Origin of the sequence: Cupriavidus pampae, from assembly GCF_914271485.1 — a bacterium.
Lineage (GTDB): Bacteria > Pseudomonadota > Gammaproteobacteria > Burkholderiales > Burkholderiaceae > Cupriavidus > Cupriavidus pampae.
In genome coordinates this window covers 189147-212856 of sequence record NZ_CAJZAG010000007.1, presented here as the reverse complement: position 1 = coordinate 212856, position 23710 = coordinate 189147, and the positions used below count along the sequence as shown (strand labels likewise).

At 66.3% G+C, this 23710-nt stretch carries 20 protein-coding genes; 8 read left to right on the top strand and 12 right to left on the bottom strand.

Annotated elements, in window-relative coordinates; translation table 11 throughout:
* Positions 1 to 19: 19 nt before the first annotated feature.
* The 7 genes from LDO41_RS18580 to edd all read right to left on the bottom strand — a co-directional run bounded on the left by LDO41_RS18580 (position 20) and on the right by edd (position 8828).
* Positions 20 to 1672 (bottom strand): CTP synthase, encoded by a 1653-nt coding sequence (locus LDO41_RS18580; protein ID WP_223990865.1) that lies wholly within the window; start codon positions 1670 to 1672, stop codon positions 20 to 22.
* A 115-nt stretch (positions 1673 to 1787) separates the two neighbouring features.
* Entirely contained in the window at positions 1788 to 2594 is an 807-nt protein-coding gene (locus LDO41_RS18575) for a peptidase (protein ID WP_223990863.1), read from the bottom strand.
* Positions 2595 to 2701: 107 nt separating this feature from the next.
* A complete protein-coding gene (locus LDO41_RS18570; RefSeq protein WP_223990861.1) occupies positions 2702 to 3520 on the bottom strand; it encodes a transglutaminase family protein in 819 nt (272 codons plus the stop codon).
* 78 nt (positions 3521 to 3598) lie between these two features.
* Positions 3599 to 4549, bottom strand: coding sequence for an alpha-E domain-containing protein (locus LDO41_RS18565; RefSeq protein ID WP_223990859.1), 951 nt, complete (start codon positions 4547 to 4549; stop codon positions 3599 to 3601).
* 25 nt (positions 4550 to 4574) lie between these two features.
* Positions 4575 to 6050, bottom strand: coding sequence for a circularly permuted type 2 ATP-grasp protein (locus tag LDO41_RS18560; RefSeq protein ID WP_223990857.1), 1476 nt, complete (start codon positions 6048 to 6050; stop codon positions 4575 to 4577).
* 220 nt (positions 6051 to 6270) lie between these two features.
* A complete protein-coding gene (locus LDO41_RS18555) occupies positions 6271 to 6765 on the bottom strand; it encodes a gluconokinase (protein WP_223990855.1) in 495 nt (164 codons plus the stop codon).
* Positions 6766 to 6926: 161 nt separating this feature from the next.
* Positions 6927 to 8828 carry a phosphogluconate dehydratase gene (gene edd / locus LDO41_RS18550; RefSeq protein ID WP_223990853.1) on the bottom strand — a complete coding sequence of 634 codons (1902 nt, stop codon included), beginning with the start codon at positions 8826 to 8828 and terminating at the stop codon, positions 6927 to 6929.
* 197 nt (positions 8829 to 9025) lie between these two features.
* On the opposite strand from edd, the gene LDO41_RS18545 reads away from it, so the two are divergent.
* Positions 9026 to 9973 carry a MurR/RpiR family transcriptional regulator gene (locus tag LDO41_RS18545; RefSeq protein ID WP_223990851.1) on the top strand — a complete coding sequence of 316 codons (948 nt, stop codon included), beginning with the start codon at positions 9026 to 9028 and terminating at the stop codon, positions 9971 to 9973.
* Here LDO41_RS18545 and LDO41_RS18540 read toward each other — a convergent pair.
* Positions 9940 to 12318, bottom strand: a complete 2379-nt coding sequence (locus LDO41_RS18540; protein ID WP_377741642.1) for a DNA internalization-related competence protein ComEC/Rec2 — start codon at positions 12316 to 12318, stop codon at positions 9940 to 9942. The two genes, LDO41_RS18545 and LDO41_RS18540, sit on opposite strands and share 34 nt — an antisense overlap.
* 22 nt (positions 12319 to 12340) lie before the next feature.
* Here LDO41_RS18540 and LDO41_RS34360 point away from each other — a divergent pair, with 22 nt between their 5' ends.
* Both LDO41_RS34360 and LDO41_RS18535 read left to right on the top strand, forming a co-directional pair.
* A complete protein-coding gene (locus LDO41_RS34360; RefSeq protein WP_396022272.1) occupies positions 12341 to 12583 on the top strand; it encodes a hypothetical protein in 243 nt (80 codons plus the stop codon).
* Between the two features lie 288 nt (positions 12584 to 12871).
* Complete coding sequence (locus tag LDO41_RS18535; protein ID WP_223990847.1) at positions 12872 to 13255, top strand: hypothetical protein; 384 nt, start codon at positions 12872 to 12874, stop codon at positions 13253 to 13255.
* 162 nt (positions 13256 to 13417) lie between these two features.
* Here LDO41_RS18535 and LDO41_RS18530 read toward each other — a convergent pair whose 3' ends face one another.
* From LDO41_RS18530 to LDO41_RS18520, 3 genes are read right to left on the bottom strand one after another with little or no spacing between them, the layout of a single operon-like run.
* Positions 13418 to 14251 carry a TatD family hydrolase gene (locus tag LDO41_RS18530; protein ID WP_223990845.1) on the bottom strand — a complete coding sequence of 278 codons (834 nt, stop codon included), beginning with the start codon at positions 14249 to 14251 and terminating at the stop codon, positions 13418 to 13420.
* 11 nt (positions 14252 to 14262) lie between these two features.
* The gene (lolD, locus tag LDO41_RS18525; protein ID WP_223990843.1) at positions 14263 to 15012 is read right to left on the bottom strand and encodes a lipoprotein-releasing ABC transporter ATP-binding protein LolD; all 750 of its coding nucleotides are present in this window, start codon (positions 15010 to 15012) and stop codon (positions 14263 to 14265) included.
* A complete protein-coding gene (locus LDO41_RS18520) occupies positions 15005 to 16255 on the bottom strand; it encodes a lipoprotein-releasing ABC transporter permease subunit (protein ID WP_223990841.1) in 1251 nt (416 codons plus the stop codon). Before LDO41_RS18520 ends, lolD begins: the two co-directional genes overlap by 8 nt.
* 96 nt (positions 16256 to 16351) lie before the next feature.
* Here LDO41_RS18520 and LDO41_RS18515 point away from each other — a divergent pair, with 96 nt between their 5' ends.
* Together LDO41_RS18515 and recJ are read left to right on the top strand one after the other, a co-directional pair.
* Positions 16352 to 17497, top strand: coding sequence for a hypothetical protein (locus LDO41_RS18515; RefSeq protein ID WP_223991400.1), 1146 nt, complete (start codon positions 16352 to 16354; stop codon positions 17495 to 17497).
* Positions 17498 to 17520: 23 nt separating this feature from the next.
* Complete coding sequence (recJ, locus tag LDO41_RS18510) at positions 17521 to 19224, top strand: single-stranded-DNA-specific exonuclease RecJ (protein ID WP_223990839.1); 1704 nt, start codon at positions 17521 to 17523, stop codon at positions 19222 to 19224.
* A 15-nt stretch (positions 19225 to 19239) separates the two neighbouring features.
* Here the strand turns inward: recJ and LDO41_RS18505 are convergent, their stop codons facing one another.
* On the bottom strand, positions 19240 to 19977 hold the full coding sequence (locus LDO41_RS18505; RefSeq protein ID WP_223990837.1) for a M23 family metallopeptidase: 738 nt from the start codon (positions 19975 to 19977) through the stop codon (positions 19240 to 19242).
* A gap of 110 nt (positions 19978 to 20087) precedes the next feature.
* Between LDO41_RS18505 and prfB the strand changes: the two genes are divergently transcribed.
* The 3 genes from prfB to lysS all read left to right on the top strand — a co-directional run bounded on the left by prfB (position 20088) and on the right by lysS (position 23628).
* Positions 20088 to 21192 (top strand): peptide chain release factor 2 gene (prfB, locus tag LDO41_RS18500; protein WP_223990835.1). Its coding sequence is split into 2 segments (ribosomal slippage): positions 20088 to 20168 and positions 20170 to 21192, totalling 1104 coding nucleotides; the frame shifts between segments, so codons are not numbered across the junction.
* Between the two features lie 120 nt (positions 21193 to 21312).
* On the top strand, positions 21313 to 22071 hold the full coding sequence (locus tag LDO41_RS18495; protein ID WP_223990832.1) for an SDR family oxidoreductase: 759 nt from the start codon (positions 21313 to 21315) through the stop codon (positions 22069 to 22071).
* 6 nt (positions 22072 to 22077) lie between these two features.
* Complete coding sequence (lysS, locus tag LDO41_RS18490) at positions 22078 to 23628, top strand: lysine--tRNA ligase (protein ID WP_223990830.1); 1551 nt, start codon at positions 22078 to 22080, stop codon at positions 23626 to 23628.
* The last annotated feature ends 82 nt before the right edge of the window (positions 23629 to 23710 follow it).

Below are 23710 nucleotides of genomic sequence, written 5' to 3'. Positions count from 1 at the left end.
TCCTCTGCGATGCGCTGGCTCAGGCACCCTTGCGCTGCTGGCTGGCCAGCGCGGCTTGCACGTAGGCCTTGAACAGCGGATGGCCGTCACGCGGCGTCGACGTGAATTCCGGGTGGAACTGCACGCCCACGAACCACGGATGCAGCGAATCCGGCAGCTCCATCATCTCGGGCAGGTTCTCGGTCGGCGTACGCGCCGAAATCACGAGGCCGGACTTCTCGAGCTGCGGCACGTAGTGGTTGTTGACTTCATAGCGGTGACGATGGCGCTCGTTCACTTCGGCGCCATAGATCGCGTTGGCCTTGGTGCCTTCCTTCGTGGGCACGCGCTGCGCGCCCAGGCGCATCGTGCCGCCGAGGTCGGACTCGGCCGTACGCTGCTCGACCTTGCCTTCGCGGTCGAGCCACTCGGTAATCAGCGCGACCACCGGATGCTCGGTCTCGAGGTTGAACTCGGTCGAGTTCGCGTCGCCCATGCCGGCCACGTGACGCGCATATTCGATAACGGCGAGCTGCATGCCCAGGCAGATGCCGAGGTACGGCACCTTGTTCTCGCGCGCATACTGAATCGCGCGGATCTTACCTTCGGTGCCGCGCTTGCCGAAGCCGCCCGGTACCAGAATCGCATCGAGCGGCTGCAGGACTTCGAGGTGACCCGACTCGAGTTCTTCCGAGTCGATGTACTCGATGTTCACGCGCGTCGACGTGTGCATGCCCGCGTGGCGCAGCGCCTCGATCAGCGACTTGTACGACTCGGTCAGATCGACGTACTTGCCAACCATGCCGATGCGAATCTCGTGCTCGGGGTTTTCCTGCGCGTTCACCAGGCGCTGCCACATCGACAGGTCCGCCGGCTTGGGGTCCAGACGCAACTCTTCGCAGATCAGGCGGTCGAGGCCCTGCTCGTTGAGCATCTGCGGAATCTTGTAGATGCTGTCGGCATCCCACACCGAAATCACGGCTTCCTGCGGGATGTTGGCGAACAGCGAAATCTTGGCGCGCTCGTCGTCGGGAATCGGACGATCGGCACGGCACAGCAGCGCCGTCGGCGAGATACCGATTTCGCGCAGCTTCTGCACCGAGTGCTGCGTCGGCTTGGTCTTGAGCTCGCCCGCACTGGCGATAAACGGCACCAGCGTCAGGTGCACGAATGCGCAATGGTTGCGGCCAAGACGCAGGCTCATCTGACGCGCGGCTTCGAGGAACGGCAGCGACTCGATGTCACCAACCGTACCGCCGATTTCCACCAGCGCCACATCGGCCTTGCCTTCGTGCGACGCCGCGGCGCCACGCTCGACAAATGCCTGGATCTCGTTGGTGATATGCGGAATGACCTGCACGGTCTTGCCGAGGTACTCGCCGCGGCGTTCCTTGCGAATCACCGACTCGTAGATCTGGCCTGTCGTGAAGTTGTTCGACTTGCGCATCTTGGCCGAGACGAAGCGCTCGTAGTGGCCTAGATCGAGGTCGGTTTCAGCGCCATCTTCGGTCACGAACACCTCGCCATGCTGGAAGGGGCTCATCGTGCCGGGATCGACGTTGATGTAAGGATCTAGCTTGAGGAGGGTGACTTTGAGGCCGCGCGACTCGAGAATGGCCGCGAGCGAAGCAGCAGCGATGCCCTTGCCGAGAGAAGAGACGACGCCACCGGTGACGAAGACGAATTTGGTCATAAACCGAGCTTGCCGGGGAAATCGGGATTATACATGAGCGGACGCGCCGACGCCCCGCGGATTTTGCGCGGCGCCCGGTGTGCTCGACCGTGCGCCCCACCATGCAGGCATGCCGTTACGCGCGTTCGCGCTTGGCCCGTACCGGCTGGCCCCAACGGTCCGCCTCGTCACGCGCCAGCGGAAATTCCGCCGGCGTGGCGGAATCCCATTCGGGGTTGCAGATCTCGCCGAACACCTGACGCAGGCGCTGCCCCCACGTGTCGCGGATCATGCGGAAGTACGCGTTCTTCTCGTCGATGGTGACGAAGCGCGTCACGCGCAGCGAATCGGCCTCGTACACCAGCAGATCGAGCGGCAGACCCACCGAGATATTGGACTTCAGCGTCGAGTCCATCGAGATCAGCGCGCACTTGGCGCCCTCGCCCAGCGGCAGCGACGGATGCACGACGCGGTCGACGATCGGCTTGCCGTATTTGGCCTCGCCGATCTGGAAATAGCACGTCTCCGGCGTCGACTCGACGAAGTTGCCGGCGGCGTAGATATGGAACAGGCGCGTGCGCTCGCCGCGGATCTGGCCGCCGAAGATCAGGCTGACGTTGAACTCGATGCCGGCGTCGCGCAGCGCGTGGGCATCGCGCTTGTGCACGGCGCGCACCGCGTCCCCGACAATGGTCGCGGCCTCGAACATATCCCGCGCGGTCCACAATGAACGCTTCTCATCGCGGCCCTCGGCCAGCAACTGCCGCACGGACTGGCTGATGGCCAGGTTGCCGGCGGTCATCAGCACCATCACGCGATCGCCGGGTTCCTCGAACACGGTCATCTTGCGTGCGGTGGAAATCGCATCCACACCGGCATTGGTGCGGGAATCGGAAAGGAATACCAGGCCGGCATCCAGCCGCATGGCTACGCAATACGTCATGGTCTTTTTCTTAGGGGGCGCCCGCGCGTGCGTCCGCGCGCGGCATAAACCTGCATTCTAGCGCCCCGGCGACGGTGCGCGCCCGTTTGACCCGGGCGCCCGCCTGTTCACGCCATCGCGGAGATGTCGATCGTGACTTCCATGGTTTCGCCGGTGCCACCCTCGAGCACGCCCCGGATTGGTGCCGCCGAGGCATAGTCACGCCCCACGGCAAGGCGTATGTGACGCCCATCGGTCACGCAACGGTGCGTGACGTCGATACTGCACCAGAGCCCGCTGTCCGGGTCCAGGCAGATATCGGCCCACGCATGGCTAGCCATCTCGGTCGCGGCCGGATCATAGAAGTAACCACTGACATAGCGGGCCGGGATGCCGAATGCGCGGCATGCGCCCACCATCACCTGCGCCTGATCCTGGCAGACGCCGCTGCCCAGATGAAACGCTTCGGCGGCGGAGGTCCCTACGTCGGTCGTATCGGCCTTGTAGCGCACGCGGCCCGCAATGCCGTCCGCAAGCGCGAGCAGCGCCGGCAACTCATGCCCCGCCGCCAGGAATGGCGCCGCAAACGCGCGCATTTCGGGAGGTGCCGCGGTCATCGGCGTGGGGGCGACAAAATACAGCGGCGATACGCGTGCCTCGCCGGCGTCCGGCAAGTCGTAGAAGCCCGTCTGACCCTCCTCGGCGTTCACCTCGACCTCGCCCGTGGCAATGATCTCGATGCGGCTCGCGGGACCGGTCAGCGTGAAGTTATGAATGATGTTGCCGAAGCCGTCACGCGCCTCCGACAGGTTGCCCGGCGCGGAGACGTGCCAGGCCTGCACCGCCTGCAGCGGGCCCGAACGCGGCTCCAGCCGCAGTTCGTGCACGCTGCGGCGCACCGGTTCCGCGTAGCGGTAGACAGTCTTGTGATGAATCTTGTATTTCACGATAGAAGGGTGCGCGGCAGGCGTGTCGCCGCACGCCGCGCACTCGGAGGGCACCGCTTGGGGGGCATGGGATCGGCCTCAGGCAGCAAGCGGCACAAGGAAGTCCCGGCTGATACCGTTGCCGAGGTCGCCGATGCGCTCCAGGAAGCTCGTCAGGTAGGCGTGCAGACCACACGCGAAGATATCGTCGATCCGCGCATATTTCAGGTCAGCGTGGAGTTTACCAGCCTGACGCTCGGTCTCGGACGATTGCTGGTTGGCTACCAGCGCGAGAATCGACACCACCTCGTCCATGCTCGACACCAGCGAGCGCGGCATGTCGGGCCGCAGGACCAGCAGTTCCGCCACGCGCTGCGGCGTGATCACCGCGCGATAGATCTTGCGGTAGACCTCGAAGCCCGACACCGAGCGCAGCACCGCGGCCCAGTGATAGAAGTCGTTCTGCTCGCGGTTCGGGTCCGCGTCATCGCTGCCCGATGCCTGGAACTTGACGTCGAGAATCCGCGCGGTGTTGTCCGCCCGCTCCAGGAACGTGCCCAGCCGCATGAAGTGGAACGCGTCGTCCTTGAGCATGGTGCCGAACTGCACGCCGCGCGCCAGATGGGAGCGGAACTTGACCCACTCGAAGAAGCGCGACGGGTCCTCGTGCAGTTCGCCGTCGGCGATCTGGCGCTGCACGTCGAGCCAGGTAGTGTTGATCGTTTCCCACACCTCGGTCGTCAGCGAGCCGCGCACCGCGCGCGCGTTCTCGCGCGCCGCGCGCAGGCAGCTCATGATCGACGACGGGTTGGTCATGTCGCGCACCATGAAATCGATGACGTCGTCGCGCGTCAGCAATCCGTACTTCTGATCGAACGCATCGGTGAGCTCGGAAATATCGAGCATCGCCCACCAGCCCTGCTCCGCCACTTCGGCGGACTGCGGCAGCAGCGAGGTCTGGTAGTTGACGTCCAGCATGCGCGCGGTGTTCTCCGCGCGCTCGGTGTAGCGGGCCATCCAGAACAGGTGGTCGGCGGTACGGCTCAGCATGATGTTCTCCCCGGCGGATGGCTCATTAGCGTTCCAGCACCCATGTGTCCTTGGTGCCGCCCCCCTGCGAGGAATTCACCACCAGCGACCCTTCGCGCAACGCCACACGCGTGAGTCCGCCCGGCACCATGCGTACCTCCTTGCCCGACAGCACGAACGGTCGCAGGTCGATGTGGCGCGGCGCGATGCCGGACTCGACATACGTCGGGCACGTCGACAGCGCCAGCGTCGGCTGCGCAATGTATTGCTCCGGCCGCGCACGCACGACCTCGCGGAACTGGTCGATCTCCGCGCGCGTGGCCGCGGGACCGACCAGCATGCCGTAGCCGCCGGCGCCGTGCGTTTCCTTGACCACGAGCTCGCCCATATGGTCGAGTACGTATTGCAGGTCGTCGGGACGGCGGCACATATAGGTGGGCACGTTGGAGAGGATCGCTTCCTCGCCGAGATAGAACCGGATCATGTCCGGCACGTACGGGTAGATCGACTTATCGTCGGCCACGCCAGTGCCAATCGCGTTGGAGATGGTGACGTTGCCCGCGCGATAGACCGACAGCAACCCGGCCGCGCCAAGCGCGGAGTCCGGACGGAATGCGAGCGGATCGAGAAAATCGTCATCGACGCGCCGGTAGATCACGTCGATGCGCTGCGGCCCCTGCGTCGTGCGCATGTACAGGTGGTCGTCCTCGACGAACAGGTCGCTGCCTTCCACGAGTTCCACACCCATCTGCTGGGCCAGAAACGCGTGTTCGAAATACGCCGAGTTGTACATGCCGGGCGTGAGCACCACCACGGTGGGGTCGGCAATATTCTGCGGCGACACGCCGCGCAGCATGTCGAGCAGCAGATCGGGATAGTGCGCAACCGGCGCCACGCGATTGCGCGCGAACAGGTCGGGGAACAACCGCATCATCATCTTGCGGTTCTCGAGCATGTACGAGACGCCAGACGGCACGCGCAGGTTGTCCTCCAGCACGTAGAACTCGCCCTCGCCCGCGCGCACCACGTCGATCCCCGCCACGTGGGCGTAGATATCGCGCGGCACGTCGATGCCGAGCATCTCGGGACGGTACTGGGCGTTGTTGTAGATCTGGTCGGCGGGAATCACGCCCGCGCGGATGATGTCCTGGCCGTGATAGATGTCATGGATAAAGCGGTTCAGCGCGGCCACGCGCTGCCGCAGGCCTCGCTCGAGGGTCGCCCATTCGCTGGCGGGAAAGATGCGCGGAATCACGTCGAACGGAATGGTCCGCTCGGTGCCGCTGTTGGACTCGTCCTTGTCGCCATAGACCGCGAAGGTGATACCCACGCGGCGGAAGATCAGGTCCGCCTCGGCGCGTTTGTTGTCCATGACCGCGCCGGGCTGGCGTCCCAGCCAGTCGGTGAAGCTCCGGTAGTGCGCGCGCACGGCACCGGCCGGCAATGTCTCTCCTGCCTGGACGAGGCTGAGTCCCCCATCGTCCCTGGCCTCCAGCATCTCGTCGAAAAAACGCGCCGCCATGATGGCCGCTCCTCTCGTTGGATGGGCCGCCCGGTGCTGTCAACCTCCCGGTGGCCGCCTGTTGTCGATGCCTGCGAGTATTGGCCCTTTCAGCATATCCGCCTCGGCAAATCCCGCAAGATGGGGCGCTCCCGAGGCACGGCAACAATGTAGCAAGATGCTTGCCACCCCGATAGGTGCTGGCGCGGCCGTCCCCACTCCCGAGGGGCGCCGGCGAGCGTCAGCAGGAGGCGGGCGGGTGGCGGTCCAGGATGTCCTGCACCAACTCCTCGGGCGACCGGCGGATATCGAGCACGAGCGCGTCGCGCGGTTCCTCGAGCGTCGCGAACTGGCTTTGCAGCAGCGCCGGGTTGAAAAAATGGTCCGTGCGCACGGACAGGCGGCCGCCGATGGTCTCGGCGTCGCCCTTCATGTAGACAAACGTCACGCCGCCGTCGGGCGGGGTCAGGCGATCGCGGTAGACTTGCCGCAGTGCGGAACAGGTAAAGACGTGCGGACGCTTTTCCGTCCGGGCCGCGTCGATGGCCGCGCGCATCGCCGCCAGCCATGGCCAGCGGTCGTCGTCGGTTAGGGGAATGCCGGCATGCATCTTCTCTTTGTTGGCGGCAGGGTGAAAATCGTCGGCGTCGTGGAAGCCGCAGTGCAGGCGATCCGCCAGCAACTGGCCCACCGTGCTCTTGCCGCTGCCGGAGACGCCCATCAGGATGTAGATCATGTCTGCTCCGTCGATCATGGTCGGATGGTCGTGCCATCCTTGTCGGTAGCCTTCGCGCCGGGCGCGATGCCGGACATGGCGCCGGACGCGAAGGTGCCCGCTGACGCCTGCGCCAGCGGGAAAGCTTTGAAAATGTTGGCTGTGCGCGGACCGGTGCGCGCCTATTGTGCGACCACCGCCGGCGTTTGGACAGCGTCGGCTTCGGACAGGTCCATTGCGCTGCCGCCCTCTTCCGCGGTGCGCGCATGACGGCGGAACAGGCCGAACAGGCCCCGGCCGAGGCTGAAGCGCGAGAAATCGTCGTTCGGCGCCACGGCGGCCGGGCGCGCCGCGAAGGCGGCCTGTGCGGCGGCATCGCCCACATATTCGAGCGTGCCGGCCACAGCGTCCACGCGGATGCGGTCGCCATCGCGCACCCGCGCGAGCGGGCCACCGGCCAGCGCCTCGGGCCCGACGTGGATGACCGCGGGCACCTTGCCCGAAGCTCCCGACATGCGGCCATCGGTTACCAGCGCGACCTGATGCCCGGCGTCCTGCAACGCGCCGAGCGCGGGCGTGAGGCGATGCAGCTCGGGCATGCCGTTGGCGTTCGGGCCCTGAAAGCGCACCACGGCCACCACATCGCGATTGAGCTCGTCCGCCTCGAAGGCGGCCTGCAGGGCTTCCTGCGAATCGAACACGCGCGCGGGCGCTTCGATCACGCGATGCTCCTCGGCCACCGCCGAGACCTTGATCACGCCGCGGCCGAGGTTGCCAGCCATCAGGCGCAGGCCGCCTTCCGGCGAGAACGGGGCCGACGCGGGCGCCAGTACGGTAGCGTCGCCGCTCGTGGCCGGGCCATCGCGCCAGTGCAGCTTGCCATCGGTCATTACCGGTTCCTGCGCGTAGCGCGCGAGGCCGCGGCCGGCCACGGTCTCCACGTCCTCGTGCAACAGCCGCGCATCCAGCAGTTGCGCGATGACGTAGGCCACGCCGCCGGCCGCATGAAAGTGGTTCACATCGGCCGAGCCGTTCGGATACACGCGTGCCAGTAGCGGCGTGATACGCGACAGGCGATCGAAATCGTTCCAGTCGATCACGATGCCGGCCGAACGCGCCATGGCCACGAGGTGGATCGTGTGATTGGTGGAGCCGCCAGTTGCCAGCAGGCCGATCATCGCATTGACGATCGCGCGTTCATCGACGATGCGTGCGAGTGGCGTGTATTCGTTGCCGCGCGCGATCAGCGCCAGCGCGCGCTGGGCGGCGGACACGGTCAGTGCGTCGCGCAGGCCGCTGTCCGGGTGGATAAACGCCGCGCCCGGCATATGGAGACCCATGATCTCCATCAGGAACTGGTTGCTGTTGGCGGTGCCGTAGAACGTGCAGGTGCCAGCGCCGTGATAGGCCGCGGATTCGGCCTCGAGCAGCGCGTCGCGGCCGACCTGCCCGGTGGCGTACAGCTGCCGCACGCGCGCCTTCTCCTTATTGGGCAGGCCGCTGGCCATCGGGCCCGCAGGTACGAACACCATGGGCAGATGACCGAATTGCAGCGCGCCCATCAGCAGGCCCGGCACGATCTTGTCGCACACGCCGAGCAGCACGGCGGCATCGAACGTATTGTGCGAGAGCGCGATGGCGGTGCCCATCGCGATAGCATCGCGCGAGAACAGCGATAGCTCCATGCCCGCGTTGCCTTGCGTAATGCCGTCGCACATCGCGGGCACGCCGCCCGCCACCTGCGCCACTGCGCCGGCCGCGCGCGCGGCTTCGCGGATCAACGCCGGATAGCGCTCGTATGGCTGGTGCGCGGACAGCATGTCGTTGTATGCGGTGACGATGCCGAGATTCGGTGCGTGGTCGACGCGCAGGCGCAGCTTGTCGTTGGCGGGCAGCGCCGCGTAACCATGGGCGAGGTTCGCGCATGACATGCCGCGGAGCGGGCCGAGTTCCTGCTGGGTGCGCTCGCAGCGGGCCAGGTAGGCGGCGCGGCTGGCGCGGCTGCGCGTTATCACGCGCTCGGTAATGGCGGCAACCTCGGCCGTGACATTCGCGCCGATCGCGGTGTTGGAATCGTGGGGCATGGACGTTCCGGTCTGTAGATTTTCTACATTATATCCACGCACGCTGTTGCGGCGAAACCCATCGATCGGGCCGAATCTGCATTTTCGTGCGCAAATTGGCCCAAAATTGGGGAAACCCCTAGGTGCGCCCCGGTGGACGGGCGCCGAAAATCGCGCCACCTCGCGTGTAGAATCTCTACACGAACCTTATATCGATCATGCGCGACCGAATTCTTGCCGTCTACGACACGCTCCGCCCTTCCGAGCGCCGCCTGGCTGATTACATTGCCCGCCACGGCGCGAGCGTGATTCGCCTGTCCATGCCCGAGCTGGCCGAACGCGCCGGCGTTTCGCAGCCGACCATCGCGCGATTCTGCGCGGCGCTTGGCTATGACGGCTTTCGCGAATTCAAGCTGCAGTTTGCGCAGAACGTTGGCGGTGGTACGCCATTCGTGCATCAGGATGTGGCGGCCAACGATCGGCCTGCCGATATCGCGGGCAAGGTGTTCGACCGCACGATTGCCACGCTAATGACCGTACGTAATGCGCTGTCGGCGGATCAGGTCGAGCATGCGATTGCGCTGCTGGCCAATGCGCGGCGAATCGAGTTCTATGGCTGCGGGAACTCGGGCATTGTTGCGCTCGACATTCAGCACAAGTTCTTTCGGCTCGGCATTCCGACCACGGCGTATTCGGACTCGCATGTGTTCAGCATGTCGGCGGCGCTGCTTCGTCCTGGGGATGTGGCGGTACTTGTTTCGAACAGCGGGCGCACGTGGGACATGCTGACGGCCGCTACGCTGGCACGTGCCAGTGGTGCGAGCGTGTTGTCGCTGACCCATAGCGGCTCGCCGCTTGCGGGGCTGTCGGATGTTTGCGTATTTTCGGATGTCGAGGAAGACAGCGATATCTATACGCCGATGACTTCGCGCATTTGCCACCTTGTGCTTGGCGATGTGCTGGCTGCGGGCGTGGCGCTGCAGCGCGCGGATACGGTGGCGCCGGGTCTGCAGCGCGCGAAGGCGCATCTGCGAGAGCGGCGGATTGCGGGGGCGGAGCCGGCGGTGTTTGCGGATGCGCCTGCTGCGGCGAAACCCGCCAAGTCCGGGAAGGCGACCCCTGCACGGCGCGCTCAGCGCGGGGCCGGTGGCGCATCGCGCCAGTAGCGCCTGACGCGCTGGCGGTAGGTCGATACGTCGTAGCTGTCGCCCTGCGTGACGATCGTGATGGCGCCGGTTTCGTCGGTGCGATAGCGGTGGATTCCCCGCGCGGCATAACGCGCCCACACGTCCGCGCGCGGATGCCCGTAGCGGTTGCGGTGGCCAAGCTGGAAAATCGCAATCTCTGGCGCCACCGCATGCAGCAATGTCGAACTCGACGAGGTGCCGCTGCCGTGATGCGGCACGATCAGGATGTCGGCATCGATCGCGTCGCGGCGCGCGAGTGCGCGCTCCTCGGCTGTACCGATGTCGCCGGTCAGTAGCACGCTGCGATGCGCGGTGGCCACGCGCAGCACGCAGCTGCGTGCATTGCTGGCATAACGCGCGTTGCCGGACTGCCCGGCGAGCGGGTGCACGACGGCAAAGCGTACACCGTCCCATTCCCACGACATGCCTGCCTCGCACAGTTGCCATGGCTGCGGTGTCATCCATGACTGCATCGGCGGCGCCGCCGTCAACCGCGCGGCGATTGGCAACGCGGCTTCGATATCGCGCACGCCGCCGGCGTGATCGGCGTCCTCGTGGCTGACCATGAGTTGATCGAGCCGCCGCACACCAGTGGCGCGCAAGTACGGCACCACCACCTGCGCGCCCGCGCTGGTGCCCGACAGGTACGCCGGGCCCGTGTCGTAGAGCAGCGCGTGCGTGCGCGTTTCCACCAGCACCGCGGTGCCCTGCCCGACGTCGAGGATGGTCACGCGCATCTCGCCCTGCGCAATCGGCATGCCGCTCGCGATGAGCATGGGCACCATCAGCAGCGCACCGTGGCAGCGCATCACGCGATCGCCGCCGGGCACGAGCATCAGGAACACGCCGATCAACGCCAGCGCAAGGGCCACCGGTCCGGCCTGCGCCGCCTCCCAGACGGCCCATGATGGTTGGGCCAGCCACGCCAAACCGTCGGTCAGCCACGCCATGGCCCGATGCGCTACCGCGAGCGTGATGCGCGCGACTGGCAATGGCACCACCGCGCCAAGCAGCGACAATGGCGTGACCACGAAGCTGACGACAGGGATCGCCACCGCGTTGGCCAGCGCCGATACCACCGATACCTGCCCGAACAGCAACAGCGAAAACGGCACCAGTCCGATGGTCACGGCCCACTGCACGCGCGCGGCATCCGCGCAGACGGCGCGCATGCGCGCGAGCCACGCGCGGCCTCGGCTGGTTGCCAATGCCGGCGCGCCGGCCTCGCGTGCCGTGTCCGACATGCCTGCGGCACCTGCCGTGCTTGCAGCACTGCGCGCGGCAGCACTCGTGGCATCGCCCGGCGAGACGGCGTCTCGTTTGCGCTTACGCGCCTCTGCGCGCGCGGCGATGTGTTCGTCGCGGGCCGCCACCATAAAGATCACCGCCACCGCGCCGAACGACAGCCAGAAGCCCGGCGCCATCACCGCCCACGGGTCCAGTGCCACCGCAACGGCGGCGGCCCACGCGAGCACCAGCGACGCGGGCGGTGCGCGACCGCTCCACAGCGCCACCGCCGCCACGCTCAGCATTGCCACCGTGCGCAGCGCGGGAATCTGCATGCCTGCGATCAATCCATAGGCAAGCGCGGTGGCCACCGCGGCGACCAGCGCCGCCTGCCGCGCCGGCCACCACAGTGGCAATGGCCGCTGCAACCTACGCCCAAGCCCCAGCGAATGGCGCCATAGCCCATGCACGAGCGCTCCTATCGCGCCCGACAGCATCGTGATGTGCAGCCCCGAGATGCTCACCAGATGCGAAATGCCGGTGCGCCGAAAAGTGTCCCAATCCGCTTGCGCGATGCCGCGCTGGTCGCCGATCGCCAGCGCCACCAGCACGCCCCCAAGGCGTGCGTCCGCCGGCATGGCCGCCTGCATGCGCGCGCGCAGCGCGGCACGCCAGCGGGCGACACGTGCACCATTGCCAGCCTCCGGCCCGGCCCGCGCCGCGCGCACGTAACCGGTGGCGCCAATGCCTTCACCGAGCAGCCAATACGCGTAGTCAAAGCCGTGCGGATTGGCCAGCCCGCGCGGGCGCTTCAACCGCACGCTCAGCTGCCAGCGTTGCCCCGGCGCAAGCGCGGCGGGCGGATCGCGCCAACTCAACAACACGCGCGCTGGCACACCTTCCGCGCGCGCCGCCGCATCGGGCGCGAACAGGAAGCGCGTCCCATGCGCGGCCACATCGGGCAACCCCGCGATGTGGCCCGAGAGCACGACGTTCTGCCCCGCCGCGTCCTCTGGCAACCAGTCCGCCATGCGCAACGACGCCCGCCAGTTGGCCCACCCTGCGCCGAGCGTAAGCGCCACCACAACGGCGACCACGACAGCGAATGGAGACGGGCGCGTGGCCAGGCCCGGCGTCTGCAATGGCGATGCTGACGCAGAAGGCCAGGCCGACGCCAAACGCCACGTCGAAGCCGATGCCGACGGCGAAGCTGACGCCGACGCAGAAGCCGACGCAGAAGCCGAAGGCGACCTCGCCTGCAAGGGCAAAGACAACCGCAAGGGCGAACGCGCTGCCGCCCAGCCGCGCCACACTCGCCGCGCCAGCAGCCCCACCAGCAGACACCCCAGCACCACCGCATAACCACGCCACGACGGCAAGCGCGCCTGCTGCTGCAGCCACCAGCAACCGGCCACGAACGCCAGCAGGCAAGCGCGCATCGCCCCTCTCCCCGGTCGGAAAAGCAGCGTTGTAGCGCGAAAGGAAACGTAAAAACGTGTCGGCCGGTTACGAAAACGTGTCGGTTTGATTCCGACATCGCGCCCTTTACAAACCCACCCCCATATTTGCCGCGCCGTTTATATGCAAACCGCTATCGTCAGCGTCTCGATGTCGCGGCAATCGGTCCGCGCATCACTGTGGAGATTCACAATGTTTGAAATCGGCAAGGACTACACGCGCGAGCAGATTCATAGGGTATGCGGCGGCAGCAAGCAGGCATTCCTGCCCACCAAGAACGGCAAGGTGGTGGCCGTCTGCCTGCGCCCGGACCTCAATCCCGGCGCGCCCGATACCATCGTGTGCAGCAGCAGCGCCGCGGCGCGCGCGGCAGGCAGGACGCTCGCCGCGCAGACCGACCCCGTGCCCGTGTTCATCAGGGGTGCCACCGACAAATATCGCTACGCCGGCGATTTCACGGCGGCAGGCTCGCTGACGACGCCGCCCGACTGCGCACCGTATGTCGTGAACAGCAGCTTCACGCTCGGTCAGGTCTCGCGTGTGGTCAAGCTCAAGCGGGTTGGCAACGCCAAATGAATGCGCCCTTGCAGCGAGGCGTGCCGAGGACGCATGGGTCAACACGACGCGAGGCGCTGGCGCACGGACTGCCCTACTACGCGGCAGTAGCGACGTGCCTCGTTGCGCTTGGCGCGCTCTACATGATCTGAAGCGGACCAGGCACGGCCCGCCCACACCACCTCACGCCGTGCGCGGCGCCATGGTGTCCGCGAACGCGGCAAGTCGCGGCATCGCCGCGACCGAATTGGCCCACATGGCGTGGGCCAATGTATCGAGCGGCATGCCGCGCAACTCGCCCAGCACGCGCGCCACGCCGGCCACCTCGCCCGGCGTGTTGCGCGCCTTGTGTTGCTCGCCAAACTGCCCATCGGACAACCACGACGGTGCAATGTCCGGCGCATCGGTCTCCAGCACGATCGCTTCGAGCGGCACCTCGGCCGCCAGCCGGCGAATCTGTCGCGCGCGTTCGTACGTCATATTGCCGCCGAAACCGAGCTTCATGCCGTGCTCGACATACCGCCGCGCCTGCTCGTTGCTGCCGTTGAACGCATGCGCAATGCCCTGCCGCACACCCACGCGGCGCAACTGCGCATAGACCTGATCCTGCGAGCGCCGCACATGCAACAGCACCGGCAACGAAAACTCGCGCGCAATCTTCAGCTGCTCGGTGTACAGCCAGGTCTGATGCGCGGCATCGAGCCCCGGCACAAAGAAATCGAGCCCGATCTCGCCAATCGCCACAAAGCGCGGATCGTCGAGCGACGCTTCCACTTCCAGCCGCAGCGTATCGAGATCGGCCTGCCCCGCGCCCGGCGTGTACAGCGGATGAATTCCCAACGCGTACACACAGCGCGCATCGCGATGCGCGATCTCCCGCACCGTGCCGAAGTTCGCCACCGCCACCGCCGGCAACACGATGCCCGACACCCCGGCCCGCGCCGCGGCATCGGTCACCGCGCCGCGATCGGCGTCGAACTCGCCCGCGTCAAGATGGCAATGCGTGTCGATCCACATGGCGGATAGGCTCAGCGCTCGCGATGCAGATGCCCGTCGCGCAATCGCAGTACGCGATCGCAACGTCCGGCCAGATCCGTATCGTGCGTGACGATCACAAAGCTTGTGCCCAGCGTGCGCGACAGTTCGAGCATCAGGTCATACACCCCGCCCGCGGTATGGTCGTCGAGGTTACCGGTCGGCTCGTCGGCCAGCACGCAGGCAGGTTGCCCCACCAACGCGCGCGCCACCGCCACACGTTGCCGCTCGCCACCCGACAATTCGCCCGGACGATGCCTGGCGCGCCCGCCCAGCCCAACGCGATCGAGCATCGCCTGCGCGGCCTCGCGCGCCTCGCGCTCCTTGAGCCCGCGAATGCGCATCGGCATCGCCACGTTGTCGAGTGCCGTAAATTCAGGCAGCAAATGGTGGAACTGGTAGACAAAGCCCAGCGAGCGATTGCGCACGTTGTTGCGCTCTTTCTCGCGCAACGCCGTGAACGGCTTGCCGAGCAGCGCCACCCGCCCCGAATCGGGATTGTCGAGACCACCGAGCACATGCAACAGCGTGCTCTTGCCCGAGCCCGACGCGCCCACGATCGCGACTTTCTCGCCCGCGTCCACGCGCACATCCACGCCGCGCAACACGTCCACATCGAGCCCGCCCTGGCGGAACCGCTTGGTCAGCCCTTCCGCCACCAGCACCGGCGTGCCAGCCTGCACGGCCAATCCCGGCACTGTCGGCACCGCCGAGGGTTCCTGCAGCAACGTGGTTTCACTCATAGCGCAGGGCCTCCGCGGGGTTCACGCGGGCAGCACGCCAGCTCGGGTAGATGGTGGCCAGCGTCGCCAGCACGAAAGAGATGACGCCGATGGTCGTGATGTCGTTCACACGCGGATCCGAAGGCAATTCGCTGATGAAATAAATGTCGCGCGGCAGGAACTGCACGTGCAGCACCCGCTCGATAAAGGGCACGATCACATCGATATTGGTCGCGATCAGCGTGCCACCCGCCACGCCGAGCACCGTCCCGATAAAGCCGATGGCAATGCCCTGCACGATAAAGATTTTCATGATCGAACGCGGCTGCGCGCCCATCGTGCGCAGGATCGCGATATCGGGCTGCTTGTCGGTGACCGTCATCACCAGCGTGGACACGAGGTTGAATGCGGCCACCGCGATGATCAGCGTCAGGATGATGAACATCATGCGTTTCTCGGTCTGCACCGCCGCGAACCAGTTGCGGTTCTGCTGCGACCAGTCGCGCAGATAGAGATTGCCGGTCATGGTGGTGGCAAGCTGTCGCGCCACCTCGGGCGCGCGCTGCATGTCCTCCAGCTTGAGCCGCACCCCTGTCGGCCCGGCCTGACGGAACAACGTCTCCGCGTCATGAATATTGATCAGCGCGAGCGCGCTGTCGAACTCGTAATGCCCCGACGAGAACACGCCGATCACCGTGAACTGCTTGAGGCGCGGCAGCACGCCGGCCGGCGTGATGGTGCCCTGCGGCGCCACCAGCGTGACCTTGTCACCCACGCGCACGCCCATCGCCGCAGCCAATTCGCTGCCGAGCGCGATATCGAATCCGCCCGGAACCAGCGCATTCATGTTGCCGGCGGTGAACTGCTTGTTCACATCGGAGACCTTGGGCTCCTCGGTCGGATCCACGCCCCGCAGCAGCACGCCGCGCACGGCATCCTCACGCGTCAGCATGGCCTGTGCGGCCACGTATGGCGCGGCACCGATCACCTCTTTGTTCTGCAAGGCCTCGGCGGCGGTCTGCTGCCAGTCGGGCAGCGGGCCCGGGCCGATCACCTCGATATGCGCGAGCACTGACAGCATGCGGTCGCGCACTTCCTTCTGGAAGCCGTTCATCACCGACAGCACGACGATCAGCGCGGCCACGCCGAGCGCGATGCCGAGCATGGAGATCATCGAGATGAACGAGATGAACGTGTTGCGGCTGGCGCGCTTGCTCGCGCGGGTGTATCGCCAGCCGATTTGCCACTCGTAGGGAAAGTTCAAGAGTCGTCCTGTTAAATCTCGGAAAGAGTCGCCGGGGGCAGCTTGCACGGTCTCGCACGCCACCCGGACAACCCGCAGTTTACAATCTTGGCCATTATGATGACGCACCTGACCCTGATTGTCCCTTTTTCGGTACCTCCCGGCCCTGGTGGCGACGGTGCCGACGAGGCCGTCGCCGACGCCCTGCTGCGGCAGTTGGAGCTTCCCGCGCTCGGAAAGTTGCTGACCCGGGCCGCGCCGGGGCCCCGCGAGCGTCACGACGATCCCTGGCTACGGACCCTGCCGCAGGAGCGCTGGCTCGCGGCCCGCGCCGGATTGCCGACCGACCGGGTGCCTACCGCGCCGTATATGCGTTTGGCCGACCTGCGGCAATCGGACGCGGCGGCCGGCGCAGCGCCCCCCTCCATCGCCACGGACGGCGCCTGGGCCTGCCTGCAACCCGTGCATATCCACGCCGCGCGCGACCATCTGGTGCTCGTGCATCCGGACCAGCTCGACCTGCGCGCCGACGAGGCCACCGCCTTGCGCGCCGCGATCGACGAGCTGCTGAACGAGTCCGGCATCGCGCTGGAAACCCCGACGCCCGCCCGCTGGTATCTGCCCGAGGCCACGTTCGGCCCGCTGGAAGCCACCACGCCGCTACGCGCCGCCGGCCGCAATATCGACATCTGGCTGCAGGCCGGCGCCCGCGCGCGCGACTGGCGCCGCCTGCAGAACGAAATCCAGATGACGTGGCACGATCATCCGGTCAACGAGGCGCGCGAGGCCGCAGGCCGGATCCCGGTCAACTCGGTCTGGCTCCACGGTGGCGGCGCGATGCAAGCCGTGCCCAGGCTGGCCGACACGGTGCTGGCCAACGACACGTTCCTGACCGGCCTGGCGCTTGCCGGCGGCAGCCGCGCAGCCGCCCTGCCCGCGCGCTTTATCGACGTAGGGCAGGCTGACGCCGGACCGGCTAACGGCAGCGTGATGGCACTGCTCGAACATGCCAGCGAATCGTATCTGGCAGCGGACTGGCATCAATGGCTGATGCATATGCACGCGCTCGACACCGAATGGTTCGCGCCCGCGCTCGACGCGCTGGCCGATGGCCGCCTGCAGGCCCTGACGCTGGTACTCTCGGGCGAAAACCATTTTGCCGAATTCACGGTACGCCGCGCCGATCTGCGTAAATTCTGGCGCGGCCTTGGCGCGCGCGGCAACTGGCGCACGCTGCTGTCCGACCTGGCCATGGCGGCCTGACCCGAACTTTTTCTCCTCTGCCCATGACCCGGATCGCCGTTCGTCAGTTCTCCACCCCCAACGCCGAAACGCTTGCCGCGTCGGGTCTGCACCCAACGCTCGCGCGCATCCTCTCCGCGCGCGGCGTGCTGCATCCCGATGAACTCGCCACCGAGCTGGCCGTACTGACGCCGCCCGCGTCGATGAAAGGCATCGCGCATGCGGCCGAATACCTCGCCGATGCCATCGCCGCGCAAAAGTCGCTGCTGATCGTGGCCGACTACGACTGCGATGGCGCCACCGCGTGCGCGGTGGGCGTGCGCGGGCTGCGCATGCTGGGTGCGCGCGTCGACTTCATCGTGCCCAACCGGTTCGAATACGGTTACGGCCTGACGCCCGAGATCGTCGCACTGGCCGCGCAGAAGCACCCCGACGTGATCGTGACGGTGGACAACGGCATCGCCAGCGTGGACGGCGTGGCCGCCGCCAATGCGCGCGGCATCGACGTCGTGGTGACCGACCACCATCTGCCCGGCGCGGAACTGCCCAAGGCCGCGGTGATCGTGAACCCGAACCAGCCCGGCTGCGAGTTCCCGAGCAAGAACCTCGCCGGCGTGGGCGTAATGTTCTACGTGCTGCTGGCCGTGCGTGCCGAGCTGCGCCGACGCGGCGCGTATGACAACGCCAAGGTGCCAAACCTGCAGACGCTGCTCGATCTGGTGGCGCTCGGCACCGTGGCCGACGTGGTCAAGCTCGACGCCAACAATCGCATCCTCGTCGCACAAGGCCTGCGCCAGATGCGCGCGGGCCGCATGCATGCGGGCGTGGCCGCGCTGTTCCGTGCCGCCGCGCGCGACGCCACGCGCGCCAATACGTTCGACCTCGGCTTCGGCCTCGGCCCGCGCCTCAACGCGGCCGGCCGCCTGGCCGACATGTCGCTGGGCATCGAATGCCTGCTGACCGACGATCACGAGCGCGCCTGGGCCATCGCGCAGGAACTCGACGGCATGAACCGCGAGCGTCGCGATATCGAAGCGGGCATGCAGGTGGAAGCGCTGCGTATTCTCGAGACGCCGCTCGACGGCATCGACCCCACGTCGCGCTTTACCGTGAGCGTGTTCAACGATACGTGGCACCAGGGTGTGATCGGCATCGTCGCGTCGCGGCTCAAGGAAAAATTCCATCGGCCGACCATCACGTTCGCGCCCGGTGACGATCTGCATATCAAGGGCTCGGGCCGCTCGATTCCGGGCTTCCATCTGCGCGATGCGCTGGATCTCGTCTCCAAGCGACACCCTGGCCTGCTGGTGAAATTCGGCGGCCACGCGATGGCCGCGGGCCTGACCTTACGCGCCGATCAGTTCGACACGTTCATGGCCGCGTTCGAAGCCGTCGGCCGCGAATGGCTCACCGAAGATCAACTGGCGCGCGTGGTGGAAACCGATGGCGATATCGGCGCCGATTGTTTCGATCCTGCATTTGTGACGCTGCTCGAGGAACACGTGTGGGGCCAGGGCTTCCCGCCGCCGACGTTCAGCGGCGAGTTCGACGTGCTGCGCGAAAGCGTCCTCAAAGGCAAGCACCTGAAGCTCCAGCTCGGCCGCGGCAGCCAGCGCTACGACGCGATCTGGTTCAATCACGCCGAAGCGCTCGGCAGCGCGAGCGCCACCGTCGCCTACCGGCTCGACAACAACACGTTCAACGGCGTCACGCGCGTGCAGCTCGTGATTGAACACGCGCAGGCATAACCCGCACTTGACCGATCAACGCGCCGGCAGATAGCGCAGCGGATCCACCGGCTGCGTGCCACCGCGCACCTCGAAATGCAGCTCGGCATCCGCGCCCATCACGCCGATGTCCTGCCCGGCGGACACCTGCGCGTTCTCCTTGACCGTCGGCTTGTCGAGATTGCCGTACACGGTCAGCCAGTCGTCATTGTGCTTGACGATCACGAGCATGCCGTAGCCGCGCATCTCGCCCACGTGGATGGCCCAGCCCGACGCGGCCGCGCGCACCTTGCCACCACTTGCCACCGCGATGCGGATGCCCTTCTCGCCCGGCGGCGCAAAGCGCCCCGTCACGCGCCCGTCAGCGGGCCATTGCAGCCGGATGCTGGTGGTCGGCACCTTGCCCTGCGGCGCTGGCTCGGTACGCGCGGGTGCCGGTGCGGAGCCCCCTCCGGACGTCGAACCTGAGGCCGAGGCGGCCGCGCCAGCAGGCGGGCGCACGCGAATCAGCTGGTCCACCTCGATCTGATCCGCGCTCGACAGATTGTTCCAGCGCGTGAGTTCGGCCACCGAGCGCTTATGCCGCCGCGCGATCGAATACAGCGTATCGCCACGCTCGACCCGATAGAAGCCGTCGGGCGCGGGCCCGCCGGTGGTGCCGCAGGCCGCCAGCGCGGCCGAAAGGCCGGCGGCGCCGAGCACCGACAGCGCGCGCCGGCGAGACAATGTGACAAATGCAGGGGAAGCCAATCGGGGTGATGCAATGACCGTCATGCGTCTGGGTATCCATACAGGGTGTAAGCCGCTATTTTCGCTCAAGTGATGTAACCAGCGGTCCCCGCGCGATCCGCTATAATTCCCGGTTTTGGACGCGCAGGAACATCATGGAAGCAGAACGCCTCAACGCCATCTCCAGTGCCATCTCCGATCTCCGTTCGCGAACGGAAGATCTACGGGGGTATCTTTGACTACGATGTCAAAGTAGGACGCCTTGACGAAGTCAACGGCTTGCTGGAAGACCCCGACGTCTGGAACAACCCCAAGAAGGCCCAGGACCTCGGTAAAGAAAAGAAGATGATCGAGGGCGTCGTTGGCGTGCTCAGCAAGCTCACCGACGACCTGAGCGGCGCGGACGAGTTGTTCGAACTCGCGCGCGAGGAAGCCGACGACGAGACGATCGAGTCGATCGAGAGCGATGTCGCCGGATTCGAAGCGATCGTCGCGGACATGGAATTCCGCCGCATGTTCGCGGGCGAGATGGACCAGGCCAACGCGTTCATCGACATCCAGGCCGGCGCCGGCGGTACCGAGGCGTGCGACTGGGCTTCGATGCTGCTGCGTCAGTACCTCAAGTACTGCGAGCGCAAGGGCTTCAAGGCCGAGGTGCTCGAAGAGTCCGAGGGCGACGTGGCCGGCATCAAGAGCGCCACGATCAAGATCGAGGGCGAATACGCGTTCGGCTACCTGCGCACCGAAACCGGTGTGCACCGTCTGGTGCGCAAGTCGCCTTTCGACTCGTCGGGCGGCCGTCACACGTCGTTCTCGTCGGTGTTCGTGTACCCCGAGGTCGATGATTCGTTCGAGGTCGAGGTCAACCCCGCCGACCTGCGTGTGGACACGTATCGCGCTTCGGGCGCGGGCGGTCAGCACATCAACAAGACCGATTCGGCCGTGCGGATCACGCACATCCCGACCGGCATCGTCGTGCAGTGCCAGAACGACCGTTCGCAGCACCGCAACCGTGCCGAGGCCATGTCGATGCTGAAGTCGCGCTTATACGAGCACGAGATGCGCAAGCGTCAGGCGGAAGCTGACAAGCTGGAAGCGGGCAAGACCGATGTGGGCTGGGGTCACCAGATCCGTTCGTACGTGCTGGACCAGAGCCGCATCAAGGACCTGCGCACGAACGTCGAAATGTCGAACACCCAGAAGGTGCTCGACGGCGACCTCGATCCGTTTATCGAAGCGAGCCTGAAGCAGGGTCTGTAAGCAACATCCGTATTACCGCCGCGCGCGTCCTCTCCAGAAAGCCTGTGAGCTTATGCGTGCGGCGGCCTCCACAAAAGCAAGACCTACCAACACCGATCGACGAGAAATCCGGGGATTGTCATGAGCGCAGCCAAACACCTTTATATCGTGACCGGCGCCTCGCGCGGGCTCGGCGCGGCCCTCACGCGCGCATTGCTCGTGCCGGGCAACCGCGTGGTCTGTGTGTCCCGCAGCCGCAATCCGGAGATGGAGGCGGTCGCCGCCGCCAGCGGCGTGCCGGTCGCGTGGCATCTGCAGGACCTGGCCCAGCCCGGCCCCGCCGCCGGCTGGCTCGGCAGCGTGCTGGACGCCATCGATGACGCGCCGGCCAGCATCACGCTGATCCTGAACGCAGGCGTGGTGGAGCCGATCGGCCCGATCACCAAGCTGCACGAGAACACGCTGATTCCGCATCTGCTGACCAATCTGGCTTCGCCGATGACGATGACCGCCGCGTTCGTCGAACACACCGCGCGCTTCGACTGCCCGCGCAAGATCCTCGCGATCTCGTCGGGCGCCGCGCGCAATCCGGTGCCGGGCTGGAGCGCTTACTGCGCCGGCAAGGCCGCGCTCGACATGTTTATCCGCTCGGTCAACGCCGAGTATCGCGACGTCCCCGCCCCGCGCACCATTCGCGCGGTCTCGCTGGCGCCCGGCGTGGTCGACACCGACATGCAGGCGACCATCCGCGATGCGGAGTTCGCCGACGTGCAGCGCTTCCGCGACCTCAAGTCCAACGACAAGTTGTCCTCGCCCGACGAGACGGCCAAGCGCATCGCCGCCTATCTGTCCCGCCCCGATTTCGGCACGACCGAACTCGACGATATTCGTAATTACTGAACCATCATGACCGAACCCACGCGCGCCAACCCCGCCGCCCCCGCCAACGCCTCAGAGACGCCCGCCGTCGACGAGAACAAGATCATCGCGGAGCGGCGCGAGAAACTGCAGGCACTGCGCCAGCAGGGCGTGGCCTTCCCGAACGATTTCCGCCCGACGCACCAGGCTGCCGCACTGCACGCGCAGTTCGGCGAAACCGATCAGGCCGCGCTCGAAGCCGCGCCGGTCGAAGTGGCCATCGCCGGCCGCATGATGCTCAAGCGCGTGATGGGCAAGGCCAGCTTTGCCACCGTGCAGGACGGCAGCGGTCAGATCCAGTTCTACATCACGCGCGACAAGGTCGGCGAGGATGTCTACGCGGCGTTCAAGCACTGGGACCTCGGTGACATCGTGAGCGCGCGCGGCGAACTGTTCCGCACCAACAAGGGCGAACTGTCGGTACAGGTGCGCGAACTGCGCCTGCTGTCGAAGGCGCTGCGTCCGCTGCCGGACAAGTTCCATGGCCTGGCCGATCAGGAAACGAAATACCGCCAGCGCTACGTGGATCTGATCGTCTCGCCCGAGACGCGCGCCACGTTCCGCGCGCGCACCAACGCCATCTCCTCGCTGCGTCGCCATATGGCCGACGCGGGCTTTATGGAAGTGGAAACGCCGATGCTGCATCCGATTCCGGGTGGCGCCGCGGCCAAGCCGTTCATCACGCACCACAACGCGCTGGACATGCAGATGTTCATGCGCATCGCGCCCGAGCTCTACCTCAAGCGCCTGGTCGTAGGCGGCTTCGAACGCGTGTTCGAGATCAACCGCAATTTCCGTAACGAAGGGGTGAGCCCGCGCCACAACCCCGAGTTCACGATGATGGAGTTCTACGCGGCCTACACGGACTACCGCTGGCTGATGGACTTCACCGAAAACCTGATCCGCCAGGCTGCGATCGATGCGCGCGGCAGCGCCACCGTGACCTATCAGGGCCGCGAACTCGACCTCGCCAAGCCGTTCCATCGGCTCACCATCACGCAGGCGATCCAGAAATACGCGCCGCAGTACACCGACGCGCAACTGGCCGACGTGGACTTCCTGCGCGCCGAACTCAAGAAGTTCGGCGTCAACACCAGCGCGCCGCAGTTCCTGAACGCCAAGGTCGGCACGCTGCAACTCGTGCTGTTCGAGGAAACCGCCGAAAGCCAGCTGTGGGAGCCGACGTTCATCATCGACTATCCGGTCGAGGTGTCGCCGCTCGCGCGCGCATCGGACACGGTGCCGGGCATCACCGAGCGTTTCGAGCTGTTCATCACCGGCCGCGAGATCGCCAATGGCTTCTCGGAGTTGAACGACGCCGAAGATCAGGCCGAGCGTTTCCGCGCGCAGGTCGAGCAGAAGGACGCCGGCGATGAAGAAGCGATGTACTTCGACGCCGACTACATTCGCGCGCTCGAATACGGCATGCCCCCGACGGGCGGCTGCGGTATTGGTATCGATCGTCTCGTGATGCTGCTGACCGACAGCCCGAACATCCGCGACGTCATCCTGTTCCCGCACCTGCGCCGCGAAGACTGATGCAGCGCCCGCCCCTCTCCGTCCGGAGAGGGGCATTTCTGTTACATACCCTCGTCGGACACGCGCCGACAAGCTGGCCAAG